Origin of the sequence: uncultured Pseudokineococcus sp. (genome assembly GCF_947495735.1) — a bacterium.
Lineage (GTDB): Bacteria > Actinomycetota > Actinomycetes > Actinomycetales > Quadrisphaeraceae > Pseudokineococcus.
Genome location: NZ_CANMAA010000012.1, coordinates 79733 through 104693, shown reverse-complemented (window position 1 = coordinate 104693; position 24961 = coordinate 79733). Strand labels below are relative to the sequence as shown.

General features: G+C 76.6%; 21 protein-coding genes. 2 read left to right on the top strand and 19 right to left on the bottom strand.

The genetic code is table 11. The annotated features are described in order from the left end of the window. The first annotated feature begins 283 nt into the window (after positions 1-283). Positions 284-2854 carry a right-handed parallel beta-helix repeat-containing protein gene (locus tag Q0848_RS14935; protein WP_299038926.1) on the top strand — a complete coding sequence of 857 codons (2571 nt, stop codon included), beginning with the start codon at positions 284-286 and terminating at the stop codon, positions 2852-2854. A gap of 2 nt (positions 2855-2856) precedes the next feature. Here Q0848_RS14935 and Q0848_RS14930 read toward each other — a convergent pair whose 3' ends face one another. The 7 genes from Q0848_RS14930 to Q0848_RS14900 all read right to left on the bottom strand — a co-directional run bounded on the left by Q0848_RS14930 (position 2857) and on the right by Q0848_RS14900 (position 9875). Continuing rightward, positions 2857-4035 carry a glycosyltransferase family 4 protein gene (locus tag Q0848_RS14930; protein WP_299038924.1) on the bottom strand — a complete coding sequence of 393 codons (1179 nt, stop codon included), beginning with the start codon at positions 4033-4035 and terminating at the stop codon, positions 2857-2859. After that, positions 4032-5348, bottom strand: coding sequence for an O-antigen ligase family protein (locus Q0848_RS14925; protein WP_299038922.1), 1317 nt, complete (start codon positions 5346-5348; stop codon positions 4032-4034). The genes Q0848_RS14930 and Q0848_RS14925 overlap by 4 nt, the downstream gene beginning before the upstream one ends. Further along, positions 5345-6664: a hypothetical protein gene (locus tag Q0848_RS14920; protein WP_299038920.1), complete on the bottom strand. Its 1320-nt coding sequence runs from the start codon at positions 6662-6664 to the stop codon at positions 5345-5347. The genes Q0848_RS14925 and Q0848_RS14920 overlap by 4 nt, the downstream gene beginning before the upstream one ends. Beyond that, positions 6661-7083, bottom strand: coding sequence for an adenylyltransferase/cytidyltransferase family protein (locus Q0848_RS14915; protein WP_299038918.1), 423 nt, complete (start codon positions 7081-7083; stop codon positions 6661-6663). The genes Q0848_RS14920 and Q0848_RS14915 overlap by 4 nt, the downstream gene beginning before the upstream one ends. Positions 7084-7288: 205 nt before the next feature. Further along, positions 7289-7693 (bottom strand): hypothetical protein, encoded by a 405-nt coding sequence (locus tag Q0848_RS14910; RefSeq protein ID WP_299038916.1) that lies wholly within the window; start codon positions 7691-7693, stop codon positions 7289-7291. Between the two features lie 248 nt (positions 7694-7941). Next, positions 7942-8721, bottom strand: coding sequence for a CDP-alcohol phosphatidyltransferase family protein (locus Q0848_RS14905; RefSeq protein ID WP_299038914.1), 780 nt, complete (start codon positions 8719-8721; stop codon positions 7942-7944). After that, positions 8718-9875 (bottom strand): DUF1972 domain-containing protein, encoded by a 1158-nt coding sequence (locus tag Q0848_RS14900; RefSeq protein WP_299038912.1) that lies wholly within the window; start codon positions 9873-9875, stop codon positions 8718-8720. The genes Q0848_RS14905 and Q0848_RS14900 overlap by 4 nt, the downstream gene beginning before the upstream one ends. A 272-nt stretch (positions 9876-10147) precedes the next feature. Between Q0848_RS14900 and cysC the strand changes: the two genes are divergently transcribed. Further along, entirely contained in the window at positions 10148-11506 is a 1359-nt protein-coding gene (cysC, locus tag Q0848_RS14895; RefSeq protein WP_299038910.1) for an adenylyl-sulfate kinase, read from the top strand. A gap of 6 nt (positions 11507-11512) precedes the next feature. Here cysC and cysN read toward each other — a convergent pair whose 3' ends face one another. From cysN to Q0848_RS14835, 12 genes are all read right to left on the bottom strand, one after another. Next, positions 11513-12808: a sulfate adenylyltransferase subunit CysN gene (cysN, locus tag Q0848_RS14890; RefSeq protein ID WP_299038908.1), complete on the bottom strand. Its 1296-nt coding sequence runs from the start codon at positions 12806-12808 to the stop codon at positions 11513-11515. Then, entirely contained in the window at positions 12808-13725 is a 918-nt protein-coding gene (cysD, locus tag Q0848_RS14885) for a sulfate adenylyltransferase subunit CysD (protein WP_299038906.1), read from the bottom strand. The genes cysN and cysD overlap by 1 nt, the downstream gene beginning before the upstream one ends. Further along, complete coding sequence (locus tag Q0848_RS14880) at positions 13722-14534, bottom strand: 3'(2'),5'-bisphosphate nucleotidase CysQ (protein ID WP_299038904.1); 813 nt, start codon at positions 14532-14534, stop codon at positions 13722-13724. Before Q0848_RS14880 ends, cysD begins: the two co-directional genes overlap by 4 nt. A gap of 151 nt (positions 14535-14685) precedes the next feature. Then, complete coding sequence (locus tag Q0848_RS14875) at positions 14686-16263, bottom strand: sugar transferase (RefSeq protein WP_299038902.1); 1578 nt, start codon at positions 16261-16263, stop codon at positions 14686-14688. A 172-nt stretch (positions 16264-16435) separates the two neighbouring features. Further along, positions 16436-17074, bottom strand: coding sequence for an aminoacyl-tRNA hydrolase (gene pth, locus Q0848_RS14870; RefSeq protein ID WP_299038936.1), 639 nt, complete (start codon positions 17072-17074; stop codon positions 16436-16438). A gap of 62 nt (positions 17075-17136) precedes the next feature. After that, positions 17137-17793 carry a 50S ribosomal protein L25/general stress protein Ctc gene (locus Q0848_RS14865; RefSeq protein ID WP_299038900.1) on the bottom strand — a complete coding sequence of 219 codons (657 nt, stop codon included), beginning with the start codon at positions 17791-17793 and terminating at the stop codon, positions 17137-17139. A gap of 241 nt (positions 17794-18034) precedes the next feature. Next, positions 18035-19270 carry a hypothetical protein gene (locus Q0848_RS14860; protein ID WP_299038898.1) on the bottom strand — a complete coding sequence of 412 codons (1236 nt, stop codon included), beginning with the start codon at positions 19268-19270 and terminating at the stop codon, positions 18035-18037. Positions 19271-19308: 38 nt separating this feature from the next. Then, a complete protein-coding gene (locus tag Q0848_RS14855; protein WP_299038896.1) occupies positions 19309-20148 on the bottom strand; it encodes a hypothetical protein in 840 nt (279 codons plus the stop codon). Further along, positions 20145-21149, bottom strand: a complete 1005-nt coding sequence (locus tag Q0848_RS14850) for a glycosyltransferase family 2 protein (protein ID WP_299038893.1) — start codon at positions 21147-21149, stop codon at positions 20145-20147. Before Q0848_RS14850 ends, Q0848_RS14855 begins: the two co-directional genes overlap by 4 nt. Continuing rightward, on the bottom strand, positions 21146-22297 hold the full coding sequence (locus Q0848_RS14845) for a glycosyltransferase (RefSeq protein WP_299038891.1): 1152 nt from the start codon (positions 22295-22297) through the stop codon (positions 21146-21148). Before Q0848_RS14845 ends, Q0848_RS14850 begins: the two co-directional genes overlap by 4 nt. A 258-nt stretch (positions 22298-22555) precedes the next feature. Continuing rightward, complete coding sequence (locus tag Q0848_RS14840; protein ID WP_299038889.1) at positions 22556-23827, bottom strand: hypothetical protein; 1272 nt, start codon at positions 23825-23827, stop codon at positions 22556-22558. Further along, positions 23824-24876, bottom strand: coding sequence for a hypothetical protein (locus Q0848_RS14835; protein WP_299038887.1), 1053 nt, complete (start codon positions 24874-24876; stop codon positions 23824-23826). The genes Q0848_RS14840 and Q0848_RS14835 overlap by 4 nt, the downstream gene beginning before the upstream one ends. Positions 24877-24961: the final 85 nt, after the last annotated feature.

Genomic DNA, 24961 nt, shown 5'->3' with positions numbered 1-24961 from the left:
GCGCAGGAACCGTCGTGACGCTACGCGACCACCTCCCGGGCGGACGCCGGTTCTCCTCGACGAGGCCCCGTCCGGCGCAGTGGCCGGAGCAGCCGCCACCCCCCGTCCGGACGCGTCCGACCAGCACGCAGGCGGGCGGACCGGACACCCGCACTTGAGTGTGACCTGCCTCACACTCCGGGGGGCGTTCTGTCGCGCACCGGTCGTGACGAAGAGCAGCCGTGCCCAGGGCCGAACCGGTCGCCCAGACCGCGGCCGCCCCCCGACCCAGGACAGGTGCCCCATGCCCACCCCGGAGATCCAGCATCGCCGCGTCCCCTCCCGCCGGTCGACCGCGAAGCGGCATCGCCGCACCCTCGCCGCCGTCGCCGTCGCCTCCGCCGCCGTGTGCGGCGTGCTGCTGGCGCCCTCCGCGGGCGCCGCGGACCGCGTGGTCGCGGACGACGCCATGCAGCGGACCACCACGTCCGGCCTCGGCTCCGCAGCCGTGGGCGGCGCCTACACCCTCGACTCCGCGAAGGACTTCGCGGTCGGTGGCGGGATCGCCACCATCACGCTGCCCGCGGGCTCAGCACGGACGGCGACCCTGGCGACGACGAAGATCCGCGACGTCCGGCACAGCGCCGCCTTCGCCTTCCCGGCGCTGCCCACGACGGGCAACGGGTACTCGGCGGCCACCGTCCTGCGCAGGACCAGCGCCGGTGACGCCTACATCGCGCGCATGCGCCTCGCCCCTGGCGGCCAGGCGTACCTGGGCCTCGCCCGTCGCGCCGCCAACGGCACGACCACGGAGCTGGTCGCCGAGCAGGCCGTCTGCCGCCTCGTCCCCGGCCAGTGGTTCACGGTCGACGCGACGGCCACGGGCACCGACCCGGTCACGCTCAGGGCCCGCGCCTGGGTGCGCGGGGCGACCGCTCCCGGCTGGCAGCTGTCGGCCAGCGACTCCAGCGCCGCACGCCTCACCGGGGCGGGCGCCGTGGGCGTCTTCACCTACGGCTCGGGCAGCTCGCCCGCGTCGAAGGTCCACCTCGACGACGTCCGGGCCACCGAGGTCCCGACCACGACCGTCACCCCGCCGCCCGTCACCCCGCCGCCCGTCACCCCGCCGCCCGTCACCCCGCCGCCCGTCACCCCGCCCCCCGTCACCCCGCCGCCCGCCGTCGCGCCGGCGCCCGCGCGCGCCGCGGACTCGGCGGGCACGACCGTCGGCTCGACCCGCTACCCCGTGCCCGCGCAGGCCGTCGTGGTCTCCCCCACCGGCAGCGACAGCGCTGCGGGCACGGCAGCGGCTCCCTTCCGCACGGTGACGAAGGCCGTCGCCGCGGCCCCGGCGGGCGCGACGGTCGTCCTGCGCGCCGGCAGCTACCACGAGTCGGTCGTCCTGCCCCGCGGCAAGAAGCTGGTCGTCCAGTCGTGGCCGGGCGAGGAGGTCTGGTTCGAGGGCAGCAGCGTGGTGACCGGCTGGGAGGCCGGCAGCCGCGGGTGGGTCAAGCAGGGGTGGACGACGGAGTTCGACGCCTCCCCCACGTACACGTGGGGCGCCACCGAGGCGGGCGCCGCGTCGGGCTGGCGCTTCGTCAACCCGAACCACCCCATGGCCGCCCACCCCGACCAGGTGTGGGTCGACGGCGTCGCGCAGCGCCAGGTCGGCTCCCTCGCCGAGGTGGTCGCCGGCTCCTTCTTCCACGACCGCGCCGCCGACCGCCTGCACCTGGGCACCGACCCCCGCGGCCGGACGGTCCGCGTGAGCGACCTCCAGCAGTCGATCAACGTGCGCTCGGCCGGCAGCGTCCTGCGCGGGTTCGGCGTCCGGCGCTACGCGCCCTCGGTGCCCCACATGGGCGGCCTCACCGCCGAGCAGCCGGGTGTCGTGCTCGAGGAGCTGGCCGTCCTGGACTCGGCGACCACCGGCGTCGCGATCGCCGCGACCGACGTCACCGTCCGGCACGTGACCATCGCCCGCAGCGGGATGCTCGGGATGACGGCGACCTACGCCGACCGCCTCGTCGTCGACGGCCTGCGGTCGGAGGGCAACAACGTCGAGCGGTTCAACACCTCGCCGGTCTCGGGCGGCTTCAAGACGGCGCGCAGCCGGGACGTGCTCGTGCGCGACAGCGTCCTGCAGGGCAACCACGGCCCGGGCTTCTGGGCTGACGAGTCGGTGCACGACGTCAAGGTCGTGGGCAACGACCTGCGGGACAACGCCGGGCACGGCGCGTCGCTCGAGCTCTCCGCCAAGGCGGTCTTCGCCGACAACGTGGTGACGGGCAACAGCCGCGACGGCGTGAAGATCAACAACACGAGCGACGTCCAGGTGTGGAACAACACGTTCGCGGGCAACGGCCGCCACATCAACCTCGTCCAGGACAGCCGGCGGGCGAGCGACCGCTCGACCCCCGGCCACGACCCGCGCCAGGCGTTCCCCGACCCGACCATGACGTGGCTCCTCGGCCCGGCCGCCGTCTCCAACAACGTGCTGGCCAACCCGCGGGCGGGCACCAACTGCCTGCTGTGCGTGGAGGACTACTCCCACGAGCGGAGCGCCGCGCAGATCGGTGTGCGGGCCGAGTCCAACGTCTACAACCGGGCGACGGCGAGCGCGCCGTCGTGGGTCGTCGTCTGGTCCCGCGGCGTCGGGGACCCCCAGGTCTTCACCGACCTCGCCGCCTTCTCCCGGTCCGCGGGCCAGGAGGCGCGGGGAACGCTCGTGACGGGTGCACCGGTGGTGGACGGCCGCGGTCGTCCCACGGCGGCGATGCCCGCCGACGGGACCGCGCAGCCGCTGCCCGCCGCCATCGCCGCGCTGACGGGCGAGGCCAGCGGCGCTCGGCACCTCGGGGCCTGGACCTCGTGAGATCAGCGTCCTGAGCGCGGCCGGCGTGGTCGGCGTGGTCGGCGTCCCGCAACGGACGCGACCACGCCGGCCACGTCCGAGCGGTAGCGGGCCGGGGCGAAGCGCCGAGCTGCGGCCACCGCATCGGCCTGCGCCGCCCGACCCTCCTGGGCCCAGCCACCGATGATCTCCTCCACGGCGCTCGCGATCGCCGAGGGGCTCCCCGGGGGGACCAGGTGCGCCGAGGCGGTCCCAGCCACGGCCTCCACGAGACCGCTCGTCGCGCTGACGACGCAGGGACGCGCCGAGAGCACGGCCTCGACCGCGGTGTTGCCGAAGGGCTCGTCGACGCGGGAGGGGACGAGGGCCACGTCCGCGGCCGCGAGGTGGGGCCACACGTCGCGGTCGAAGCCGTGGAAGCGGACGCGCGCCGCCGTCCCCTCGCGGACCACCTGCTGGCGCAGGCGCGCCTCGAAGCCCTCGTTACCCGGGTAGACCGCCCCGACGACGTCCAGCTCGGCCTCGACGCCACGACGGGCGAGGAGGTGGACAGCGGCGAGGGCGTCCTCGACGCCCTTGCGCTCGGACAGCCGCCCGACGTAGAGGAGTCGGACCGGGCCCGACAGGTCCTCCCGCGGGGGCGAGACGTGCGCCGGACCGGGGACCCCGTTGTAGACGAGCTCGCACCGGGCGCCGAGCGAGGGCAGCACGCTCCCGACGACGGAGCGCGCGAACGCGCTGTTGACGACCACCCGGTGGGCGAGGAGCAGGGGGGCGGTCAGCGCCCAGCGCGCGAGGGGCGACGCCGTGGACTCCGCCTCGTGCACGTGGCTGACGACGCGCCGGCCGAGGCAGCGCGCGAGCAGCGGCCACAGCGGCGTCGTCACCGTGTTGACCACGACGACGCGGGCGCCCGTCTCCCGCAGGAGCCGGGCACCGGGCACGACGGCCGCGGCGGCCTCCCCCGCGAGCCGCACGAGCCCGCCGGGGCTCAGCGCCGAGCGCCGCAGCACCGGGGTCGGGCAGCGGCGCACCCGCGCTCCGGCGGACTCGACGGCGGCGACGAGCGGGCCGTCCACGGGCAGGGCCACCACGACGTCCCACCCCCGCTCGACGAGCGCGGAGACCGTCTCCAGGACCACGCGGTCGGAGCCGTACAGCTCGGCCCCCGGGTGGGTCACGAGGACGGCGCGCCCGCTCACCGGCGCACCCCGGTGCTCGCCGGGACGGAGCCGTGGACGCCGTCACCGCGCGCGGCGCGCTGGGCGACGGTCAGCCAGGCGACGCAGACGAAGAGCCACGTGGCGCCGACGTTCGTCACCGCGCCGGCGCCCTCGTAGACCACCCCGTCGACGAGGAGGAAGGCCACCAGCCCGAGGAGCAGGGCGCGGTCGACCACCACCCCGTGCGAGGCGTCGCGCGGCAGGCCGCGCACCCCGAGGACGAGGACGACGAGGAGCGCCGCCCAGACGGCCAGCCCCACCAGCCCGAGCTCGACGACCACGTTCACGACCGCGTTGTGCCCGCCCCCGAGCCCCGTCTCCGCGTAGAAGATGCCGCGGGCCGCCGTCGTGCCGTAGCCGTAGAGCGGCTCCTCGAGCACGCGCTCCCCCGCCAGCCGCCAGAGCATCGTCCGCGAGTTCAGCGTCACGAGGGCCGACGGGTCCTCGCCGCGCACCACGTAGGCGGTGATGACGCCGCTCAGCGCCAGGGCGGCGCCCGCGCCGAGCACCAGGAGGGCCAGCAGCAGCTCGACGAGCGCCCGTCCGGTGCGCAGGGAGACGAGGACGACCACGGAGGCCACGCCCGCCGCGAGGACGGCGCCGCGCGTCTGCGTCGCCAGGAGGCCGCCCCCGACCACCAGCAGCAGGAGCCCGTAGGCACCGGTCGGCCAGCGCGGTCCGGAGCGGGGGCGGGCCCCCGCCCACAGGTAGCCGACGCCGATGACGACCGCCAGGCCCGTGAGCACGCCGGAGACGGTCGGGTGGATGGCGAGCCAGGTGAAGCGCCCCTCCTGCAGGGCGCTGACGGCCGCGGAGGGGACCGCTGCGCCGTAGCACACCGAGAGCGCCACGAGGACGAGGAAGCCGTGCGCGAAGCGGTGCAGGTGCTCGGGCCGCGCGTCCCGGGCCGCGGCGAGGGCGAGCCCCAGGAGGACGCACATCTGGACCGCCCGGACAGCCCCGTACAGCAGGTAGGGGGTGTAGGTGAGGGACAGGACGACGAGGCCGACGTACAGCACCAGGAGGAAGAGCTGGCGGGGCGCGCGGACGACCCGCGGCGGCCGCGCCCTGGTGAGGAGGAGGTGGGCGCCCACGGCTCCGTAGAGCGCGATCTCCAGCAGGATGGCTGCGTCCACCGAGGCGCCGACGGCGTCACCGGGCGGTCGCGTCCGGAGGTCGTAGTCGCTGGCCACGACGAGCGTGAGCCCGCTGGCGGCGAGCCACCAGCGGGACCACCAGGTCTGACCGTGGTCGGCCGCGGCAGCGCGCCGGGGCCCGAGCGCTGTCGTCACGCCCCGCCCTCCCGCTCCGGCGCGTCCAGGACGGGCTCCTGCCTCCCGCGCTGGGGGACGAGCACGGCCTGGCGGACGACGGCCGCGGTGACGACGGTCCCGAGGGCGAGCGCGTACGGCGCCCAGGACGCCGAGACGCCCGCCACGAGCAGCAGCAGCGCCGTCCCGGCGACCGCGACGAGCAGCTCCACGACCCGCAGGCCGAGGACCAGCGCGTGCCGCCCCCGCACGGACGCGAGGCTCGCGTACGGCATGAGCAGCGACCCCGCCGCGGCGTACACGCACCACCCGAGGACGGCGACGGCGTCCAGCCGGAAGGCCCCGCCCGTGAGCAGGTCGCCGACCACCGGGGCGAGGAGCACGGCCAGGACGCCGAGGGCCAGGGACGACAGCACCAGCAGGGAGGCCCCGCGGTCGGCGGCCCTCAGCAGCGGGCGCAGCGGCCGGTCCGCGCGCGCCGCGTAGGAGGCGAACAGGAAGCCCGCTGCGCCGTTCAGCACGAGCATGGCCGGGGCCGCGAACACGCGCGCCGCCTCGAGCTCCCCGAAGGCGGCGGCGCCGACCGCCGTGACGACGACGACGCGCGTCGTCGTCAGGGTCGCGGGGCGCACGCCCTGCTGAGCCGCGCGCCAGGCGCCGTAGGACAGGACGGCGGCGACGTCCGCGCCGGCGAGAGGCACCCAGGAGCGCTCCCGGGCGGGCAGGAGCAGGACGGCGACGGCCAGCGCCACCGCCTGGGCGACCAGCAGGGTGAGCAGGAGGTCGGGCAGCCGGAGGGGGCCGCCGAGGGCGGCGGAGCCCGCGAGCCACGCGACCGAGACGACGAGGGCCGCGGCGTCCACGACCACGACGGACCAGAAGCTCAGCGTCGCCATGAGCAGGCGCCGCGCCAGGTCCTCGAGGAGGAAGACGACGACGACGCCGCCGAGGAGGACCGCCGCCGGCCCGTCGAGCAGGCCGGTCGCCCAGGCCACGACGCCGGCGACGGGCCCGGCCACTCCCGCGACCCCGAGCGCCGTGACCTGCAGCCCCGCCCGGATCTCGCGCCGACCGCGCTCGAGCACGGTCAGGGAGTCGCCCACGAGCCCGCTGGAGAGGGCCGTCAGCAGCACCAGACCGCTGTAGAGCAGCGCGAAGACCCCGAGGCCGTCAGCGCCCAGCGCGCGCAGGGCGACCACCTGCAGCAGCAGGCTGGCGAGCGCCTGCACCACCTGGGCGCAGATCGCCCCCGACGCCTGGCGACCTCGGCGCAGGGCCGCTCCGACCCGGCGCCCGGGTGGCCCCGCACCGGTGCTGCGCGCCGAGAGGAGCGTCACGAGGCGGCGGCGGCGAGCCAGCGGCGGAGCAGGGTGCTCGAGGTCTGCGTGGTGTACGGGAAGTAGACGACCTCCACGCCCACGCCGCCGAGGTCGCGCTCCAGGCGGTCGCCCTTGGGGGTCCCGCGCCAGTCGTCCCCCTTGAACACCATGTCGAAGTGCAGCGAGCGCCACATCACGAGCTTGTCGCTCGAGAGGTCCGCGACGGCCTCGTCGACCCCGACGATGCAGCTGACGATCTCGAGCCGCTCGGCGAAGGGGACGACGGGCGGCTTGCCCTTGGACTGCAGCATCACCTCGTCGGTGACCACGCCCACGACGAGGCGGTCGCAGGCGGCACGGGCCCTGCGGATGATGTTGAGGTGCCCGATGTGGAACATGTCGAACGCTCCGGGCAGGTAGCCCGTCTTCTGCCCCATCGGGCCTCCTCCTCGTCCCGCACGCCCGTCGACGCGGGCGGCACCACCGCTTCCTCGAGGCTAGGTCGTCGTCACGCTGCGCACCCAGGCTCCGCGGGTCCCGCGCGCCCGACGTCAACCATCCGGGCCCCCGTCACCACCCGCGACCGCCCGGGTGGACCTGCCGCTCGAGCGGCCGCGGCCCCCGCCGCAGCGCGACGGGACCTCACGGCCCGACGACGACGACGTCGCCCTGCTCGTTCTGCTCGACCTGGATGCGCAGCGAGGCGCCCTCCGGGGCGGCGAAGACGTACGTGCCGCGCGCGGTGCCCCCGGGCTCCAGGGCGCCGGTCAGAGGCTCCGCCGCGGAGCTCGAGCTGGGGACCGCCGGGGTGCCGTCCTCGGAGGTGGCGCTGACCGCCACGCCGGCGAGGTCCACCGGCGCCGAGGAGCCGTTCTCGAGCTCCAGGACGACCGCGTGGCCGGGGCCCGCGACCTCGCCCGGCCCCCGCGCGTCCAGCCGCACGGGCACCACCTCCTCGACGGTGGCCACGAGCCCGCTCTCGAAGCGGCCCTCCTCGCCGACGTCGACGGGAGGCAGCGTCCGCGTCGCGACGGGCTCCGTGGGCACGGCGGGCGGCGCCCCCGTGGTCGCCGGAGCGGTCGTCGGAGCGGTCGTCGGAGGGGCCGCCGCCGAGCCCTGGTCGGAGCCCGGCGGACCGGCGCCCGTCGGACCGGAGCCCGTGGGACCGGAGCCCGTCGGCGTCGGCGAGGCGGTCGCCACCGGGCCCGACGGCGCGTCCTGAGCCGTGCACCCCGGTGCTGCGAGCGCGAGGACCGCGACGAGGAGCACGGTCGCGGGCGCGCGGCGGCCCACCGTCAGCCCCCGACCAGCGCCGAGGCGCGCTCGGCGTCCAGGCGGCGCATCTGCCCGTGCCACCTGACGAGGGCGAGCGCGAGGTACGCGGTGCTCGCCGCGAGCATCAGGCCGTAGACGCCGAGGAAGACGACGGGGGCGCCGAGCAGCAGGAAGACCAGGCAGAGCAGCCCGTAGTCCGTCGGCACCTTCAGCAGGGACACGACGGCGGACGCGGGGCCCGCGGCCGACGCCCGCTGCTGGCCGCTCCCCCGCAGCAGCTGCTCGTTGAGGATCTGCGCGAAGAAGGACACGGCCGCCACGACCGCGAACCCCATCGGCACGAGCAGCCAGTGGTCGGCGACCTCGCCCGACCGGTGCAGGAACAGGAGCACCGCCAGGTGCAGGCTGGAGATCTTGGCCGAGTCGACCATGTGGTCCAGCCACTCGCCGGCGGTCGAACCACCCCCGCGCAGCCGGGCGAGCTGGCCGTCGGCGGCGTCCAGCGCGTACCCCAGCACGAGCAGGAGGCACACGGCGACGCCCAGCCCCCAGGACGGGGACCCCAGCGCGAGGACGGCGATGCCGACGAAGGTCGTCAGCCCGCTCACCGCGGTGACCGCGTCCGGCGTCGCGCCGACCTGGTGGGCCGCCGCGGCGAGGTACCGCCCGAGGCGCCGGTTGACGTACCGAGAGTAGGCCGGCGCGCCCCTGCCGCTCTTCTGCGCCGCGGCCAGCTGCCGCACGGTCTCGGCGTACCCGGCGCGCCCGGGGGCCGGCTCCCCGTCCGTCGTCCGCGTCACGGCGCCGACGCGCCCACGAGGTGGGGCGCCCTGCGGCCGCTCGGGCGGGCGGAGCGGCGCCGCGCCGCCAGCCGCTCGCACAGGTCCTCGTAGGCGTCCGCGACGTCGTCCCAGTCGTAGCGCCGGGCCTCCACGAGCGACGCCCTCCCGCTGCGCACCACCCCCTCCGGGCAGGCCTCCGCCTCCTCGAGGAGCGCGGAGAGCTCGGCCGCGTCGGCGAAGAAGCGCCCCGCCCCCCTCAGCACCTCGCGGTTGAAGCCGACGTCGTAGGCGAGCGTGGCCGCACCGGCGCCCATGGCGCGCAGCAGGGACGGGTTGGTCCCGCCCACCGAGTGCCCGTGGAGGTACGTCAGGGCGTTGGCGTACAGCTGGTCGAGGACCTCCTGGTCCCAGACGCCGCCGAGGAAGACCACGCGCTCGTCCGCCGCGGCGTGCACCCGGGCGGTGTAGGCGTCCGCGTACGGGGCGCAGCCGACGACGACCAGGGGCTCGGAGGCACCGCTGGCGACGTAGCCGCGCACGATGAGCTCCACGTTGTTCTCCGGCTCGAAGCGGGCGACCACCAGGTGGTAGCCGCGCGACCGGAGACCCAGGCTCGCGACGACCTCGGGCCGGCGCTCGGCGACGTCCGGTGCGCCGTAGGCGATGAGCTCCGTCGCCGCGCCGAACTCGGCGGCGTAGTAGTCGCTGATGCCCTGGGCGTCCGCGATGAGCGCGTCGGACCACCGCACCGCCATGGACTCGGCGCTGCGGTAGTACCGGCGCCCCGCGCCACCCCACTTCGCGCGCTTCCACTCGAGCCCGTCGACGTGCGTGGCGACGGGGATCCCCCGGGCGCGCAGGACGGGGAGCAGCGGGGCGTTGGCGGAGTTGAAGACCACCGCCGCGTCGGTCCCCCGGGGCAGCAGGTGGGCGACGGACGCCGCCGAGTGGCTCAGCGTCTCCAGCGCGCGCCGGTGCACGGCGGGCAGGTGGACGAGACGCATCCCCCGGTGCTCGGGCAGCAGGGGCCCGTCGTCGGCCACCCCCCGACGGCAGTAGGCCGTCACCTCGTGCCCGCGGGAGGCGAGTCGCGCACCCACCTCCTCGACGCAGGTCTCGAAGCCCCCGTACCGGGCCGGGACACCGCGCGTCCCGACGAGAGCCACTCGCATCGTTCCCCCTCGTTCCCGTGCCGCCTGGCGCACCATCACCCCCGGTGACCACTAGGGGATGCACGATAGCCGCGCCTCCGCACGGGAGAAGCACTGTCGCACAAGCGCTGAGGCGTGTCAGCCGAACGGCCCAGAACCCCGCGCGCCGTCACCTGCCGTCATGTCCCGCGGGCGCGCCCGACGGCGCGGGCGTCGCGCCGTCCTCGACCGCCACCGGGCACGTGGGATGCTCGGCTCGAGGCACTGCAGGGCGCGAGGCATCGGAGGGGCGCGTGGGAGCTCGTCGTCTGGACACGCCGTCGGTCCACCTCGGCGGACCGGCCACGGCCGACGTCGAGCTGGTGCTCCAGGGCCTGCTGCCGCGCTCCTCGGTGCTCGGAGGACCGGGAGCACCGGTCGCCTCGGGGGCGGGCGACCTCACCGCGGTGCGGCTGCCGGACCGGGCGGCGACCCTCGCCGCCGGCGGCGTGCTCCTGCTGGACGAGGAGTCGACGCCGATCGCGGTCCTGCGCGACGCCGCTCCCGACCCGGCGCGCGCGGACGGCGTCACCGGCGTCCTCGAGGCGCTGCGCCGGCCCGAGGCGGGTCTCGGGCGCGAGCTGTCGCTCCCCGCGCTCGTCGCCGCGGGGGCGGACCTGCGCTCCCGCTCCGCCGTGGTGCTGCGACGCCCGCCGGTCCGCGCCGACCAGGACCTCGTCCAGGGCGCCGGTCGAGACCGCCCCGCCCTCCTCGTCGTCCCCGTGGCCGGTCCGACGCCGGACGGCGTGCCGGCCGACGTCCTCCTGCGCGCCGCCGTCGCCGAGGGGCGGCGGCTGGGCGCCCCCGTCGTCACCGTGCCCCTGTGCTGGCGCGGGGAGGGTGACGACGTCCTGGTCGAGCACGTCCTCCGCGGGTTGGGCGCCGACGACGGGGTGGTGCTGCGCGCAGCCGTCGACGAGGCCGTGGAGCCCGGCCCGGGGGCCGCCACCAGCGCGGGGGACTCCCGGTGGGCGACGTCGCTGGCCGCGCTCCGGCGCGGGGAGAGCCCCTCGGACGTCACCGGGGACGTGCTGTCGGCGCTCCGGGCCTGGATGCCCCCGCGGTCCTCCCGGGGGCTGGTGGTCCTCATGACGGGCCTGTCGGGCTCGGGCAAGTCGACGCTCGCCCGAGGGCTGCACCGCAGGCTGCTCGAGCGCGGCGACCGCACCGTGAGCCTCCTCGACGGGGACGTCGTCCGCCGGCTGCTCTCCTCCGGGCTGGGGTTCGACCGGGAGGCGCGCGACCTCAACGTGCGCAGGATCGGCTACGTCGCCACCGAGGTCGCCCGGCACGGCGGGGTGGCGCTCTGCGCACCCATCGCGCCCTACGACGACACCCGGCAGGCGGTCCGCCGCATGGTGGAGGAGGTCGCCGACTTCGTGCTCGTGCACGTCAGCACGCCGATCGAGGAGTGCGAGCGCCGGGACCTCAAGGGCCTGTACGCCCGCGCGCGAGCGGGCGAGCTGACCGCCTTCACCGGGGTCAGCGACCCCTACGAGGTGCCGACCGACGCCGACGTCGTCGTCGACACCTCGCGCACGCCCCCCGACGAGGCGCTCCGACTCCTGGAGGAGGAGCTGCACCGCGGGGGCTGGCTCCCCCGCGGCGCGTGAGGGCCGTCAGCCCGTCGACGTCACCATGCCCGCGGCCACCGTCTTGTTCGTCCCCTCGTCGACGAGGACGAAGCCGCCGGTGGTCCGGTTGCGCCGGTACTCGTCCGCGAGCAGGGGCGTCGTCGTCCGCAGCCGGACGCGGCCGATCTCGTTGAGCCCGAGCTGCCCGCCGCTCTCGTCCCGGTGCAGGGTGTTGACGTCGAGCCGGTACTGCAGCTCCTTGACCACCGCGCGCGCGGTCCGCGTCGTGTGCTTGATGGCGTACTTGCGCCCCGGGGCGAGCGCGGAGGACTCGTCCATCCAGCAGACCATCGCGTCGACGTCCTGGGTCGGCGTCGGCGCGTTGTGGGGCCGGCAGATCATGTCCCCGCGGCTGACGTCGAGCTCGTCCTCCAGCCGGATCGTCACCGACATCGGCGGGAACGCCTCGTCCACGGGCCCGTCCGCGGTCTCGATCGCCGCGATGCGGGTCGTGAAGCCCGAGGGCAGCACCATCACCTCGTCGCCGGGCTTCAGCACGCCGCCCGACATCTGCCCCGCGTAGCCGCGGTAGTCCCGGTGCGTCCCGGACTGCGGCCGGATGACGTACTGGACGGCGAAGCGGGCGTCCACGAGGTTGCGGTCGCTCGCGACGTGCACGTTCTCCAGGTGGTGCAGCAGGCTCGGCCCGTCGTACCAGGGCGTGCGCTCCGAGCGCGTGACGACGTTGTCGCCCGCGAGCGCCGAGACGGGCACGACCGTCAGGTCCGGGACGTCGAGCTTGGCGGCGAAGTCGGTGAAGTCGCGGCGGATCTCCTCGAAGACGTCCTGGGAGAAGTCGACGAGGTCCATCTTGTTGACGGCGAGCACCAGGTGCGGCACCTGCAGCAGCGTGGCCAGGAAGGCGTGCCGCCGGGACTGCTCCACCAGGCCCTTGCGGGCGTCGACGAGGACCAGCGCCAGGTCGGCCGTCGAGGCTCCCGTCACCATGTTCCGCGTGTACTGGGTGTGGCCCGGGGTGTCGGCGATGATGAACTTGCGCCGCGGGGTCGCGAAGTAGCGGTAGGCGACGTCGATCGTGATGCCCTGCTCGCGCTCGGCGCGCAGGCCGTCGGTGAGCAGCGCGAGGTTGACGTACTCGTCCCCGCGGTCCCTGCTCGCCTTCTCCACGGAGGCGATCTGGTCCTCGAACACCGTCTTGGTGTCGTAGAGGAGCCGACCGATGAGCGTGCTCTTGCCGTCGTCGACCGAGCCGGCCGTCGCGAAGCGGAGCAGGTCCGCCGTGCGCTCCATGGCGGCCGTCGTGGTCGGTGTCGTGCTCATCAGAAGTACCCCTCGCGCTTGCGGTCCTCCATGGCGGCCTCGCTGAACTTGTCGTCCCCGCGCGTCGCCCCCCGCTCGGTGATCCGCGTGGTGGCCACCTCCTCGACGATCTTCTCGACCGTGTCGGCCTCGGAGCGCACGGCGGCGGTGAGGCTGGCGTCGCCCACGGTGCGGTAGCGCACGCGGGCCGTGAAGACCTCCTCGCCCTCCCGCGGCCGGCACACCTCGTGGACGGCGTAGAGCATCCCGCCGCGGTCGAACACCTCGCGCTCGTGGGCGTAGTAGATGCTCGGCAGCTCGATGCCCTCGGCCTGGATGTAGCTCCAGATGTCGAGCTCGGTCCAGTTCGACAGCGGGAACACCCGGATGCTCTCCCCCGGGTGGATGCGCCCGTTGTAGAGCCCCCACACCTCGGGGCGCTGGTTCTTCGGGTCCCACTGCCCGAAGTCGTCGCGGAAGCTGAAGATGCGCTCCTTGGCCCGCGCCTTGTCCTCGTCCCGGCGGGCGCCGCCGAAGACGGCCGTGTAGCCGCCCCTCTCGAGCGCGTCGAGCAGGACGGGGGTCTGGATCCGGTTGCGCGTGCCGTCCGGGGGCTCGGTGACCAGCCCGCGCTCCAGGGCGTCCGGGACGCTGGCGACGACGAGCTGGACGCCGAGCTCGGCCGCCCGGCGGTCGCGCAGCTCCAGCACCTCGGCGAAGTTGTGCCCCGTGTCGACGTGCAGGACCGGGAAGGGGACCGGCGCGGGCGCGAAGGCCTTCTCGGCCAGCCGCAGCATGACGATGGAGTCCTTGCCGCCGGAGAACAGGAGCACCGGGCGCTCCAGCTCGGCCACCACCTCGCGGATGATGAAGATCGCCTCGGCCTCCAGGGCCTGGAGCTGGGTGAGCTGGTAGCGACCGGCGGTGGAGCGGGTCATCGGGCGGCCTCCGCGGGGGCGTCGGGTTCGGTCAGGTCCAGCCGGGCGAGGGCGTCCAGGACGGGCCCGGCCACCTCGGGGCGCGCGACGACGAGGTCGGGCAGCCGGGGGTCGGGGCGGTTGTACCGCAGCGGCGAGCCGTCCACGCGGCTGGTGTGCAGCCCGGCGGCGCGCGCCACGGCCACGGGCGCCGCGGAGTCCCACTCGAACTGCCCGCCGGCGTGCACGTAGGCGTCCGCCTCGTCGCGCAGCACCGACGTCGCCTTGACCCCGGCGGAGCCCATCGGGACGAGCTCCGCGCCGAGGGCGTCCGCGAGGGCGCTGAGGAAGGCGGGCGGGCGCGACCGGCTGACGGCCAGGCGGAGCACGGGCGGCGTCCCGGTCGGGCGCCTGGGCGGGGGCTCGGTGCCGTAGGTGACCCCGGCGGCCGGCAGGGCCACGGCGCCGGCGACGAGGTCGCCGTCCTCCCACAGGGCGACGTGCACGGCCCAGTCGCTGCGGCCCGGCTCCCCCGGTCCGCCCACCTCGGAGAACTCCCGGGTGCCGTCCAGCGGGTCGACGATCCAGACGCGGGACGCCGACAGCCGGGCCGGGTCGTCCGCGGCCTCCTCGCTGAGCACCGCGTCGTCCGGGCGGTGCTCGGCCAGGAACGTAGCCAGCACGTCCTGCGCCCGCCGGTCGCCGGCGTCCTTGAGCGTCCGGCGGTCGGCGCCGGCGGCGGCCAGCTCGGCCCGGACGGCGAGCAGGACGCGTCCGGCCTCGTCAGCCGCCGCGCGCGCCAGCAGCGCGTCCGTCGTGGTGCCGACCATCCCGCTGCCTCCCCGGTCACCGGTGCCCCGCGCACCGCCGGCGACGACCCTACTCACCCGAGCGGATGAGTCGTGAATCCTCCGGGCCGACCGGCAGCACGAGGTCGGGCGACGGGCCGGGCGGGATGGCGGTGGTCCTGCGGCCCCGCGCTCAGTAGGCGCCCGAGCGGCGCAGCACCGCGCGGGCGGTCTTCCAGAGGATCATCGCGTCCATGGCCAGGGACCAGTTGTCCACGTAGCGCAGGTCCAGGCGCATGGACTCCTCCCACGACAGGTCCGCCCGTCCGCTGACCTGCCAGAGGCCCGTGAGGCCGGGGCGCACGCGCAGCCGCAGGTGCACGGAGTCGTGGTACTCGACGTACTCGCGCGGCAGCGGGGGCCGCGGCCCCACGAGCGACATGTCCCCGCGCACCACGTTCCACAGCTGGGGCAGCTCGTCGAGGGAGAAGCGGCGCAGCCACCGGCCCACCGGCGTCACCCTCGGGTCGGACCGCATCTTGAACATGAGGCCGTCGCGGTCGCTCTGGGCGGCCAGCTGGTCGACCATCCGGTCGGCGCCGACCACCATGGTGCGCAGCTTGTACATGGTGAACAGGGCGCCGTCGACGCCGACGCGCTGCTGGGCGAAGAAGGCGGGCCCCCGGCTCGACAGCTTCACCGACAGCGCCGCGGCGAGCAGGACGGGCGAGGCGGCCAGCAGCAGCGCGGTGCCCAGGGTGCGGTCCAGCGCGGCCTTGCCGAGGAGGCGACCGGTGCGCGAGGAGGGACGCTCGACGTGCAGGAGGGAGAGGCCGGCCGCCGGACGCAGGTGGACGGACGGGCCCGTCACCTCCACGAGCCCGGGCGCCACGACGAGGTCGGCCCCCGTCGGCTCCAGGGCCCAGGAGAGCCGCCGCAGCGCCGGGCCGGACAGGTGCGAGCCCACGACGATGACCGCGTCGACGTCGTGGTCGACGACCGTCTGCGGGACCTCGGCCACCGCACCCAGGCAGGCGGGGTAGCCCTCCTCGTCCACCTCCCACTCGTGCGGGAGCGGCACGGCCACGCCGACGACGTGCATGCCGTGGTCGGGGGCTCGTCGCAGGTCGTCGACCACGTCGCGCGCGCTGGCGCCGTCGCCGACGACGAGGGTGCGCAGGGCCGCCGGCCCCTCGCGGCGCTGCCGGCGCAGCCAGCCGCGCAGGTGGTGGCGGTGCAGGGCGGTGAGGACGGCGACCAGCGGGACGACGACCAGGACCATGCGGCGCGGCATGAGCAGCTGGAGGCTGAACGCGGCCACGCCGAGCGCGGCGACCACGGCCACGGCCGCGCGCAGGATGCTCGAGAACTCGTCGGGCCCGTCCCCGACGCGGCGCCACTCGTAGCCGCGCAGGGCGGCGAGGACGCCCACCCACACGCCCGCGCAGCCGGCCGCGAGGACGGCGACGGCGAGCGGGGTGAGGTCGACGCCGATGTCCCGCAGCGTCACCAGGCTCACACCGGAGACGACCGCCGCGACGAGCGCGTCGCCGAGGACCGCCCGCCGCAGCAGCGGGGTCGTCCACGCGGAGCGGCGACGGGCCGCCGCGAGGGCCGGGTCCCCGCGGTAGACCTCGCGCTCGAGGACGAAGGGGGTGCGGTCGGTCCACGAGCGGCGGCGCGGGGCGGCGTGGACGCGCCGGTCGGGCTCCTGCGCGGGTCCGGCGCCCTGCTGGGGCACCCCGACCCGGGGTCCGACGTCTGCGCTCATGAGCCTGGTTGCCTCTCCCCGTCGACGTGCGCGCCCCGACCGGGGCCCGACCTCCGCCGCTGGACGGTATCCAGCGGCCCTGCCCCGTGCGCCCGGTTCCGGGAGAAGAGCACCCGGTCGGACCTGTTCGCGGCTGCGCGACGCCCGGATTGGCGGACGGGCGGGCGGCGCCTCAGCGGGGGGCGTGCACCTGCTGCTGGGCGGCCTCGAGGCCCCGCAGGACCACGAGCTCGACGGCGTCGGCGGCCTCCTCGAGGAGCACGGGGAGCTCGCGGCGCTCGGCGCTGCCGAAGGGCTTGAGCACGTAGTCCGCCGGGTCCATCCGGCCCGGGGGGCGGCCGATGCCCACCCGCACGCGCACGTAGTCCTTGGTGCCCAGCGCCTTGGAGGTGTCTCGCAGGCCGTTGTGCCCGCCCTCTCCGCCGCCCCGCTTGAGCCGGACGACGTCGGAGGGCAGGTCGAGCTCGTCGTGGACCACGACCACGCGCTCGGGAGGCACGGAGAAGAAGCGCGCCAGTCCCGCCACGGGTCCGCCGGAGACGTTCATGTACGTGCTCGGCTTGGCGAGCACCACGGACGGCCCGGGGCGCCCGCCCGGCAGGACGCCGAGGCGCGCCTGGGCCACGGCGGCGCGGGCCTTGTGCGAGCGGAAGCCGGCGCCGGTCCGCCCGGCGAGCACGTCGAGGACCATCTGCCCGACGTTGTGCCGGGTGGCGGCGTACTCGGGGCCGGGGTTGCCCAGACCGACGACGAGCCAGGGCCCCTCCGGCGCGGCGGGGGGCCCTGGCTGGTCCGCGCCGCCGCCGGGCAGGGGCTCCGCCGCAGCGGAGCCCCTGCCCCGGCCGGGGGGCCCGGGTGGTGCGGGGGCCAGGGTCAGTCCTGGTCGCCGGCGGTCGGGGCCGCCTCGGCGTCCGCGTCGACCTCGGGCTCGTCGCGCTCGATGCCCAGCTCGCCCTCGGCCTCGGCCAGGTCGGCGTCGAGCTCCTCGGTCGTGCGCGCCGCGGTCACGTTCACGACCAGCGACTCCGGGTCCGTGACGAGCACGGCGCCGGTCGGCAGGGGGACCTGGCTGGCGAGGACCTGCGTGCCGGCCTCGGCGTCGGAGACGTCCACGACGACGTTCTCGGGGATGTGGGTGGCCTCGACCTCGAGCAGCAGGGTCTGGTTCTCCACCGTCACGACGGTCTCGACGGCGGGCTCGCCCTCGACGTGCACGGCGACCTCGACCTCGACCTTCTCGCCGCGGCGCACGATGACGAGGTCCACGTGCTCGATCACGCGGCGGACGGGCTCGCGCTGGACGTCCTTGACGAGCGCGAGGACGGCCTCCCCCTCGACGTCGAGGGTCAGCACGGCGTTCTCGCGCTTCACCGCGAGCATCGTCGCGTGGCCGGGCAGCGTGACGTGGCGGGGCGCCTCGCCGTGGCCGTAGACGACGGCGGGGATCATGTCGGCGCGGCGGATGCGGCGGGCGGCGCCCTTGCCGAACTCGGTGCGGGTCTGGGCGGAGAGGCGGATCTCGTCGGCCATGGCGGTGCTCCTGACAGCTCGGGGTGCGGTGGTCCTGCGCGGCGGCCGGCGCCTGGGCGCCGGACCTCCTCGGCGGCGCGGCGCGCGGCGGGGCCGCGACCACCGCGTCGAGTCCGGACCGGCGGGCCGCAGGGGCCGACCGTCCCTCGCCGAGGCAACCGCGCGAGCATACCCGCCGCCGGAGGGCGCCCGCGCCCCGGCGAGGTGTGGCCCGGGCCGAGGGGCGGGGGCGGCGTCCGCGCTAGGGGTCCTCGACGTGGGGGCGGACGAGCCGCACCATCAGGATGGTCAGCAGCGCCAGGACGACCTGCAGCAGGGCGGCGTTGAGCACCAGGTAGCTGACGACGAGTCCCGGCACCCACGGGGCGTCGCGCCACCCCGCCGCCAGGACGTGGAGGACGAAGAGCAGGAAGAGGACGGCGCCCACGAGCCCGTACTCGAACAGCAGCTTGGGGAGGATCGGCGTGAGGAGACCCACGCCCACCCCCGGGGCGCCCGCCACCTCGGTGACCGAGCCGGCGCCGTTGCCGAGCAGGAGCCCGCCAGGGGCCTCGAGGTAGGCGGGGACGACCACCGTGTACGGCTCCACGAGGCGCAGGCTCGAGCTCGTCCCCGGCGAGGAGATCTCGGTCGCCCTCCGGAGGAACAGCTCGCCGACGGGGGTGACCACCGCGATCGCCAGCGCCCCCACCGCCGGCAGCACGAGCAGCCCCAGCCGCCGCCGGCCGGGCCCGAGCGCCAGGACCAGGATCCCGAGCCCGGCCACGACGACGCCGTTGCCGGCGAGCGTGGGCACGAGGGCCGCCGCCAGCAGGGCGGCGGCCACCACCCCCCGGCCGCGCCGGAGCACGACGAGCAGCGCGACGGCGAGGAAGGTCGCGTAGAAGGACGGCTCGAGGAAGACGACGCCGTTGGCGCGGTACAGCGACGCGCCGTAGGCGACCGGGTCCGCCGTGTTGTAGCCCTGCTGGAGGAAGGGCTCCGGCACCACCTCGGCCAGCCAGTCGCGGTAGGGCACCCCGAGGTACTGCCCGGAGGTCTGCGCCAGCCCCACGACGGCGGCGACGACCATCACCGCGGCGAACCGGTCGAGGACCCGCTCGACCCCGGCGCGGCCGAGGCGCGGGCGCACGACGGCCACGGCGTAGATCGCCACAGCGAACAGGAGCGACGTCAGGGAGGGCGCCTGCCCCCGCGCCCAGGAGACGGCCGTCAGCACCACCAGGGCGCCGACGCCGACGGCGTACAGGCGCGTGGTGACCGGGTCGAGGTCCACCAGGCCGGTCGCCAGCCCGACCAGGAGGAGGCCGAGGACGACCGGGAGGACCAGCGGCACCTGGTCTCCCCCGGCGGGCACCGCGAGGCGCTGGAGCAGGGTCACCGCCAGGAGAGCGGCGAGGACCAGGTGGTCGGGCCGCAGCGCCCCGGGGGACCGGCGCGCCACGCCCTCCTGCGGCGCCGGCGCCACGGGGCTCATGTGGCCGGGCTCACGTGGCCGGGCTCACGTCGTCGGGCTCACGTCGTCGCGGGCGGGTCGCCCTCCGGCGCCCGCTCCCCGCGGTGCCGCGCCCCGCGCGGGACCGCGGCACGGGGCCGCCGCCAGGCGCGCGCCAGGGCGACGAGCACGCCCAGGACGGCGCCCAGGACCGCGCCCACCCCGGCGCTGCGGCTGACCGTCGGCGTCGCCGGCTCCTCGGGCTCCTGCGCCGCGGAGAGGACCTGCACCTGCCCGGGGTAGACGCGCGAGGCCGCGAGGAGCTGGTCCTGGCGCGCTCGGATGGTCGCGAGCTGGGAGGCGACCGCGTCCTGCTGGGCCGAGCGCAGCTCGGGCGGCGGGAGCACCCGGCTCTGCGCGAGCAGCGCGTCGACGGAGGGCTGCAGCGCCTCCGCCTGCTCGACCAGCGAGGCCACGCCCGCCTCGGTGCTGCGGACGGCGTAGGCGTCCGCCACCGCGGCGGTGAGGTCCTGCGCCTCCCCCGGGCTGTCCCCGGTCCCGACGACGGTCACGAGGAGGTCGCCGTCCGCGGTCTCGGCGGTGAGGCGCCGGCGCACGTCCTCCGGCGTCGTCCCGATCTCGTCGGCCGCGCGCCCCACGACGTCGTCGCCCAGCACCACCTCGGCCTGGCTCTGGAGCATCCGCCCCGGCTCGACCGCCTGCGGCGACCCGGACAGGGCCTGCGTGGGGTCCCCGGGGGTGAACAGCAGGACCGACCGGCTCTCGAACCCGGGGGGCAGCACCGACGCCGCGGCGCCGAGGGCCGCGGCCCCGACGAGGGCGAGCGCGACCACCCAGTACCAGGACCGGGCGACGGCCGACAGCGGGTCCACGCCCGCCTCCGGCGCGGGCGCGCTCACGAGCCGTCCTCCGCCGCGCCACCTCGTCGGCGGACACCGGCGAAGCGCACCGTCCCGGCGAGGAGCCCGGCACCCCAGGAGAGGTGGACCACCGGGGGCACCACCGCGCCGCGCCAGGCGTCGGCGCCGTCCGCGGACGCGGCCCGGGCTCCGGCGGCGCCGGCCACGGCCAGGTAGGCGGCCAGGAGCCCCAGCCCGGCGCGCGGGCGCACCGCCGTCGTGGCGAGGAGCCCCGCGACGACGGCCGGCGGCGCGAGCTGGCGCACCTTCAGCGAGTCGGGGTGCAGCCGCAGGGTGAGGGCCTTGTAGAAGCCGTAGCGCCACATCTGCACCGCCAGCGCGCGGGGGGCCTCCCGCACGTACCAGGTGCTCGTGGCCGACGGCTCGAGCAGGATCCGCCCGAGGCGGCCCACGCGCTGGTCGGCCTCGAAGTCCTCGTTGGCGCGCAGGCGCTCGTCCCACCCGCCGGCCTCCAGGACGGCGGACCGCCGGTAGCACCCGGAGAAGACGTGCGGCACCGGGCCGGCCGCGCCGCCGACGCGGTGGCTCGCGCCGCCGAGGCCGATGCGGCGCCCGAGGACGGCGGCGATGGCCCGCCCCCAGCGGCCGCGGCCCGCCGTGGCCATGGCGCTGCCGACGGCGACCGCCCCGGGGTCGCGGTCGAGGACCCCCACGACGGCCTCGAGGTAGTCGGGGGCGTACTCGGCGTGCGTGTCCATGCGCGCCACGTAGTCGCCCGTGGCGCGCGCCAGCAGCACGTTCATCGCGGCGGGGACGGTGCGGTCGGGGTTGTCGACGACGACGACGCGCGGGTCCGAGGCCGCGAGGTCGGCCAGGACCTGCCGCGTCCCGTCCGTGGACATGCCGTCCGCCACGACCACCTCGTCGGGCTGCAGGCTCTGGCGGCGCAGCGCCTCGACCAGGCGCGGCAGGGCGGTCAGCTCGTCCCGGCAGGGGATGACGACCGAGACGGTGCTCCGGCGCCCCTCGGGCGGCGTCATCGCGGCGCGCCCGCGGTCGGCAGCGCGTCGACCAGCGGCTTCGTCGCCGCGGTCCAGGAGTGGTCGGCGGCCACCGCGGCCGCGCCCCGCTCGCCCTCCTCGGCGGCGCGCCGGGGGTCCTGCAGCAGCGCGACCACCTCGGCCGCCATGGCGGCGGGGTCGTCGGCGACGACGACGCCGCGGCCCACCAGGTCCTCCAGGCCCTCCGCGCCCACGGCGGTGGCGACCACGGGCCGCGCGTGGGCGAGCGCCTCGAGGATCTTCAGCCGCGAGCCGCCGCCCGAGCGCAGCGGGGCCACGGCGACCCGGGTCCGGGCGTACCAGGGCGCCAGGTCCGGCACCGTCCCCGTGACCTCGACGTCGTCGCCCGCGAGCCGCTGCACGGCGGGGGCGGGGTTGCGCCCGACGAGCTGCAGCCGCGCGCCCGGGACCCGCTCGCGGACGAGCGGCCAGACGGCGGTGGTGAACCAGGTGGCGGCGTCGACGTTCGGCGCCCAGGACAGCAGAGCGACGAAGGAGACGACCGGGTCGGGCGCGGAGGGCAGCGGTGTCGGCTCGTCCCAGGCGTTCGGCACGACCACGACCCGCGGGTGGGTCACGACGTCGCGCAGCAGGGCGGCGTCGCCCTCGCTGACGACGGCGAGCAGGTCGGCCTCGGTCGAGCGCGCCTCCAGCGCCCGCAGGCGGCGTGCCTCCGCGGCGAGCACCGCCCGGCGCAGGCCGCGCTGGGAGCGCGCGTACCGGCCCGTCAGGGACGACTCGACGTTGTGCATGTCGAGCGCGGTCGTGCCCGCCCGGGTGCCGCGCGCGTAGGGCAGCAGCTGCACGTGCTCGACGACGAGGACGTCGGCGGACGCCGCCTCCTCGACCACGAGCCGGTGCAGGGCGGGGTCCCAGAAGCGCGCGGACGTCAGGGAGCGGCTGCGCAGCAGCCCGGCGACGAGGCCCCGGACCGAGCGGCGGCGCGGCACGGCGCGCACCTCGACGCCCTCGCCCGCGAGGCCGGCCGCGTCCTCGTCGTCGCCCGCGAAGGCGCAGACGACCACGGGTCCCCGCTCCGCGAGCGCGCGCACGACGCCGAGGGTCCGGCGCTTGTCGCCGCTGTTCGGCGGCCAGGGCACGTACTTGGCGACGACGACGCTACGCACGGGCCCTCCCCTCCCCCGGGCCGGCGGGTCCGCGGCTGCCGGCTCGGGCGGCGGCCCGCTCCCGCAGGCCGGCGCGCGCCGGGGTCGGGGGGCGGCCGTGGGCCGGGACTGGCGCGTTCTCCACCGGGTGGGTGACCTCCGTGCTGGGGCGCCGACCGCCGCCGGGGGCGGGGGCGACGCCGTGGTGGGGCGGGGCCGGGTCGGCCGCTGCACCGTACTGGACGGCCCCGCGGGCGGGTGTCGCGTCGCGGGCGGGCCTCACCTCACGGCCGCCGTGGGCCGCCGGCCGAGCCGCGCCGCCCGGGCCAGGAGGACCCAGCACAGCGGCAGGACGAGGGCGCCCGCGGCGGCGAAGCCGAGCGAGGCGCCCAGGGCGCCGCCGGTGGCGGCGCCCAGCACGGACAGCACCAGGACGAGGGGCCCGAGGACGGCGCTGGTCCAGAACGCCAGCACGGAGCGGTTGACGGCGCGCATGACGGCCGTCGCCCCCGCCGTCGCGGCGATCAGGCAGGTGTAGGCGATCATCCCCGGCAGCGCCTCGCGCGCCCCCGCCCACGTGTCGCCCAGCAGGGCCTCGCCGGCCGCGGTCGGCAGCAGCAGCAGGACGGCGCCCCACGCCAGGTCCACGACCACGAGCGTCCCGCTGATGGCGAGCGCCGCCAGCACCAGGCCCCGGCGCCCGGGCTCGCGCCGCACGATCTCGGGGATCGCGAAGGACGTCGCCGCGAAGCCCAGGATGTTCAGCGGGCCCAGCAGGGTCTGCGCGGCGCGCAGGGCCCCGACGTCGGACACCGCGGCCACCACGGCGATGAGCACGAACGAGAGCTGCAGCGCGCCGAGGATCGCCGCCGAGTTGGCCAGCGTGGGCAGGCTGACGTCGGTGTGGCCCCGCAGGAAGGCCGGGGCGGTGCGCGGGCTCGGGGGCGCGCCGTTCTGCCGGGCGCCCACGAGGGCGGCCACGGCGGCGGCTCCCGCCCACGCCAGGACGTAGGGGTGGGCGGTGTCGACGCCCACCACGACGAGGACGCCGATGGAGGCGGCCTGCAGGACGATCCAGACGACGTCGTTGACGAAGGCGGCGGCCGGGGTGCCGCGGGCGACGAAGACGGTGCGCCAGGCGTCCTGGACCAGCAGGGCCGGCAGCAGCAGCCCGACGGCGAGCAGGACGCCGCGCACGGGCGCGCCCAGCGCGAGGCCCAGGGGCAGCAGGACGGCCGCGCTCACCGTCCCCACGAGCAGGGCCGTGCCGGCGGCGCTCGCCGACGCCCGCCGGATGACGTCGGCGGCCGCGCCCGAGTAGTGGATGACGACGACCTGGCCCGCGACCGCCTGCGACAGCGCCACCACGAGGCTGTACACGGAGAAGGCGAGGGCGAAGGCGCCGTACTCCGCCGGTGAGACGGTGCGCGCGATCACCACGGTCAGGGCCGCGTTGGCGAGGCTGGAGACCGCCTGGTCGGCGACCACCCAGACGGCGCGGCGGCGCAGCGCCCGCCCCCGGGTCGGGGCGGCCGTCGTCTGCTCGCTCACGGCGCCTGCTGACCGCTGGCCGCGACGAGCGCCTCCAGGGAGTCCGGGGTGTCGGTCAGGGTCTGCCCGACACCGCCGTCGGCGGAGTTGAAGTAGACGAGGTAGACGGCGTCGTGCTCCTGGGCCCACGCCGCCACCAGGTCGACGTACGCGGGGGCGTCGCCCAGCCCCTGCATGCCCTCGGGGTCGCCCGGCTGCACCGCGACGTTGCCCCACTCGGCGAGCGCGACCGGCTTGCCGACCTCCTCGGCGAAGGCGGCGAAGTCCCGGAGCTGGCCGGCGACGAGGTCGAGCAGCTCGCCCTGCTCGGGGGTCGTGGCGCCCCACCGCTGCCCGTACACGTCGAGCGCCACGAGGTCCACGTGCTCGCCGTCCGGGTAGAACTCGCGGTAGCCCGCGCCGTCGGCGTTGGGGCTGAAGACGACCGAGAGCTCCTGGCCGGGGCGGGCCGCGGCGGCGAAGCCCTCCCGCACGAGCGGGACGGCGCGCGACCAGGCTCCCCGGAAGGCCTCCCGGTCGATCTCCTCGGCCCCGGGCTCGAGGTTCATCTCCCACCACGGCCGCGCGTAGACCGTGCGCGGCCCCGTGCGCGCCAGCTCCGCGCCCATCGCGCGGTAGTCGTCGTCGTGGTCGCCCGAGAGCGCGGAGGCGAGGAGCGCGTCCACGGGCTCCTCGGAGTCGTGCGGGACGAGGGGAACCCCGACGTCGGCGGCTCCGTCGGGGTTCGCCCCCACGTAGGCCGCGTAGTCCGGGTTGTCGGCCAGCCAGTGCCCGAGCCGGAGGTCCTCCCAGCCGTCCCGGGCCATCCAGGTCCCGATGATCTCCTGCTCGAGGCCAGGCACCTCGGCGGCCGACCAGCCCACCAGCGTCTCCTCCGGCACCTCGACCGCCGCGCCGCCCGCGGCCGGCGGCGGCGCCTGCACCCCGCCGTCCTCGACGACGCCCTCGCCGCCGCCCGTGCAGGCCGTCAGGGCCGCACCCAGGCACACGAGCGCCGCGGCACGGTGCAGACGGGCGGCGAGGGGCGGAGGAGCGGGGGGCGCGGGCACGCGCCCATGGTCGCGCACGACCGGCCCAGCGGGGTGCGCCATCCGGACCGCGGCCGGGTGACGGGCGGGTGCGGGCGGGTGAGCG

Excerpts from the sequence above, each read along its gene's own strand:
- Q0848_RS14935 (WP_299038926.1), top strand. The coding sequence starts at position 284 with ATGCCCACCCCGGAGATCCAGCATCGCCGCGTCCCCTCCCGCCGGTCG.
- Q0848_RS14915 (WP_299038918.1), bottom strand. The coding sequence starts at position 7,083 with ATGGGGCAGAAGACGGGCTACCTGCCCGGAGCGTTCGACATGTTCCAC.
- Q0848_RS14900 (WP_299038912.1), bottom strand. The coding sequence starts at position 9,875 with ATGCGAGTGGCTCTCGTCGGGACGCGCGGTGTCCCGGCCCGGTACGGG.
- cysN (WP_299038908.1), bottom strand. The coding sequence starts at position 12,808 with ATGAGCACGACACCGACCACGACGGCCGCCATGGAGCGCACGGCGGAC.
- cysD (WP_299038906.1), bottom strand. The coding sequence starts at position 13,725 with ATGACCCGCTCCACCGCCGGTCGCTACCAGCTCACCCAGCTCCAGGCC.
- Q0848_RS14880 (WP_299038904.1), bottom strand. The coding sequence starts at position 14,534 with ATGGTCGGCACCACGACGGACGCGCTGCTGGCGCGCGCGGCGGCTGAC.
- Q0848_RS14875 (WP_299038902.1), bottom strand. The coding sequence starts at position 16,263 with ATGAGCGCAGACGTCGGACCCCGGGTCGGGGTGCCCCAGCAGGGCGCC.
- Q0848_RS14865 (WP_299038900.1), bottom strand. The coding sequence starts at position 17,793 with ATGGCCGACGAGATCCGCCTCTCCGCCCAGACCCGCACCGAGTTCGGC.
- Q0848_RS14860 (WP_299038898.1), bottom strand. The coding sequence starts at position 19,270 with ATGAGCCCCGTGGCGCCGGCGCCGCAGGAGGGCGTGGCGCGCCGGTCC.
- Q0848_RS14850 (WP_299038893.1), bottom strand. The coding sequence starts at position 21,149 with ATGACGCCGCCCGAGGGGCGCCGGAGCACCGTCTCGGTCGTCATCCCC.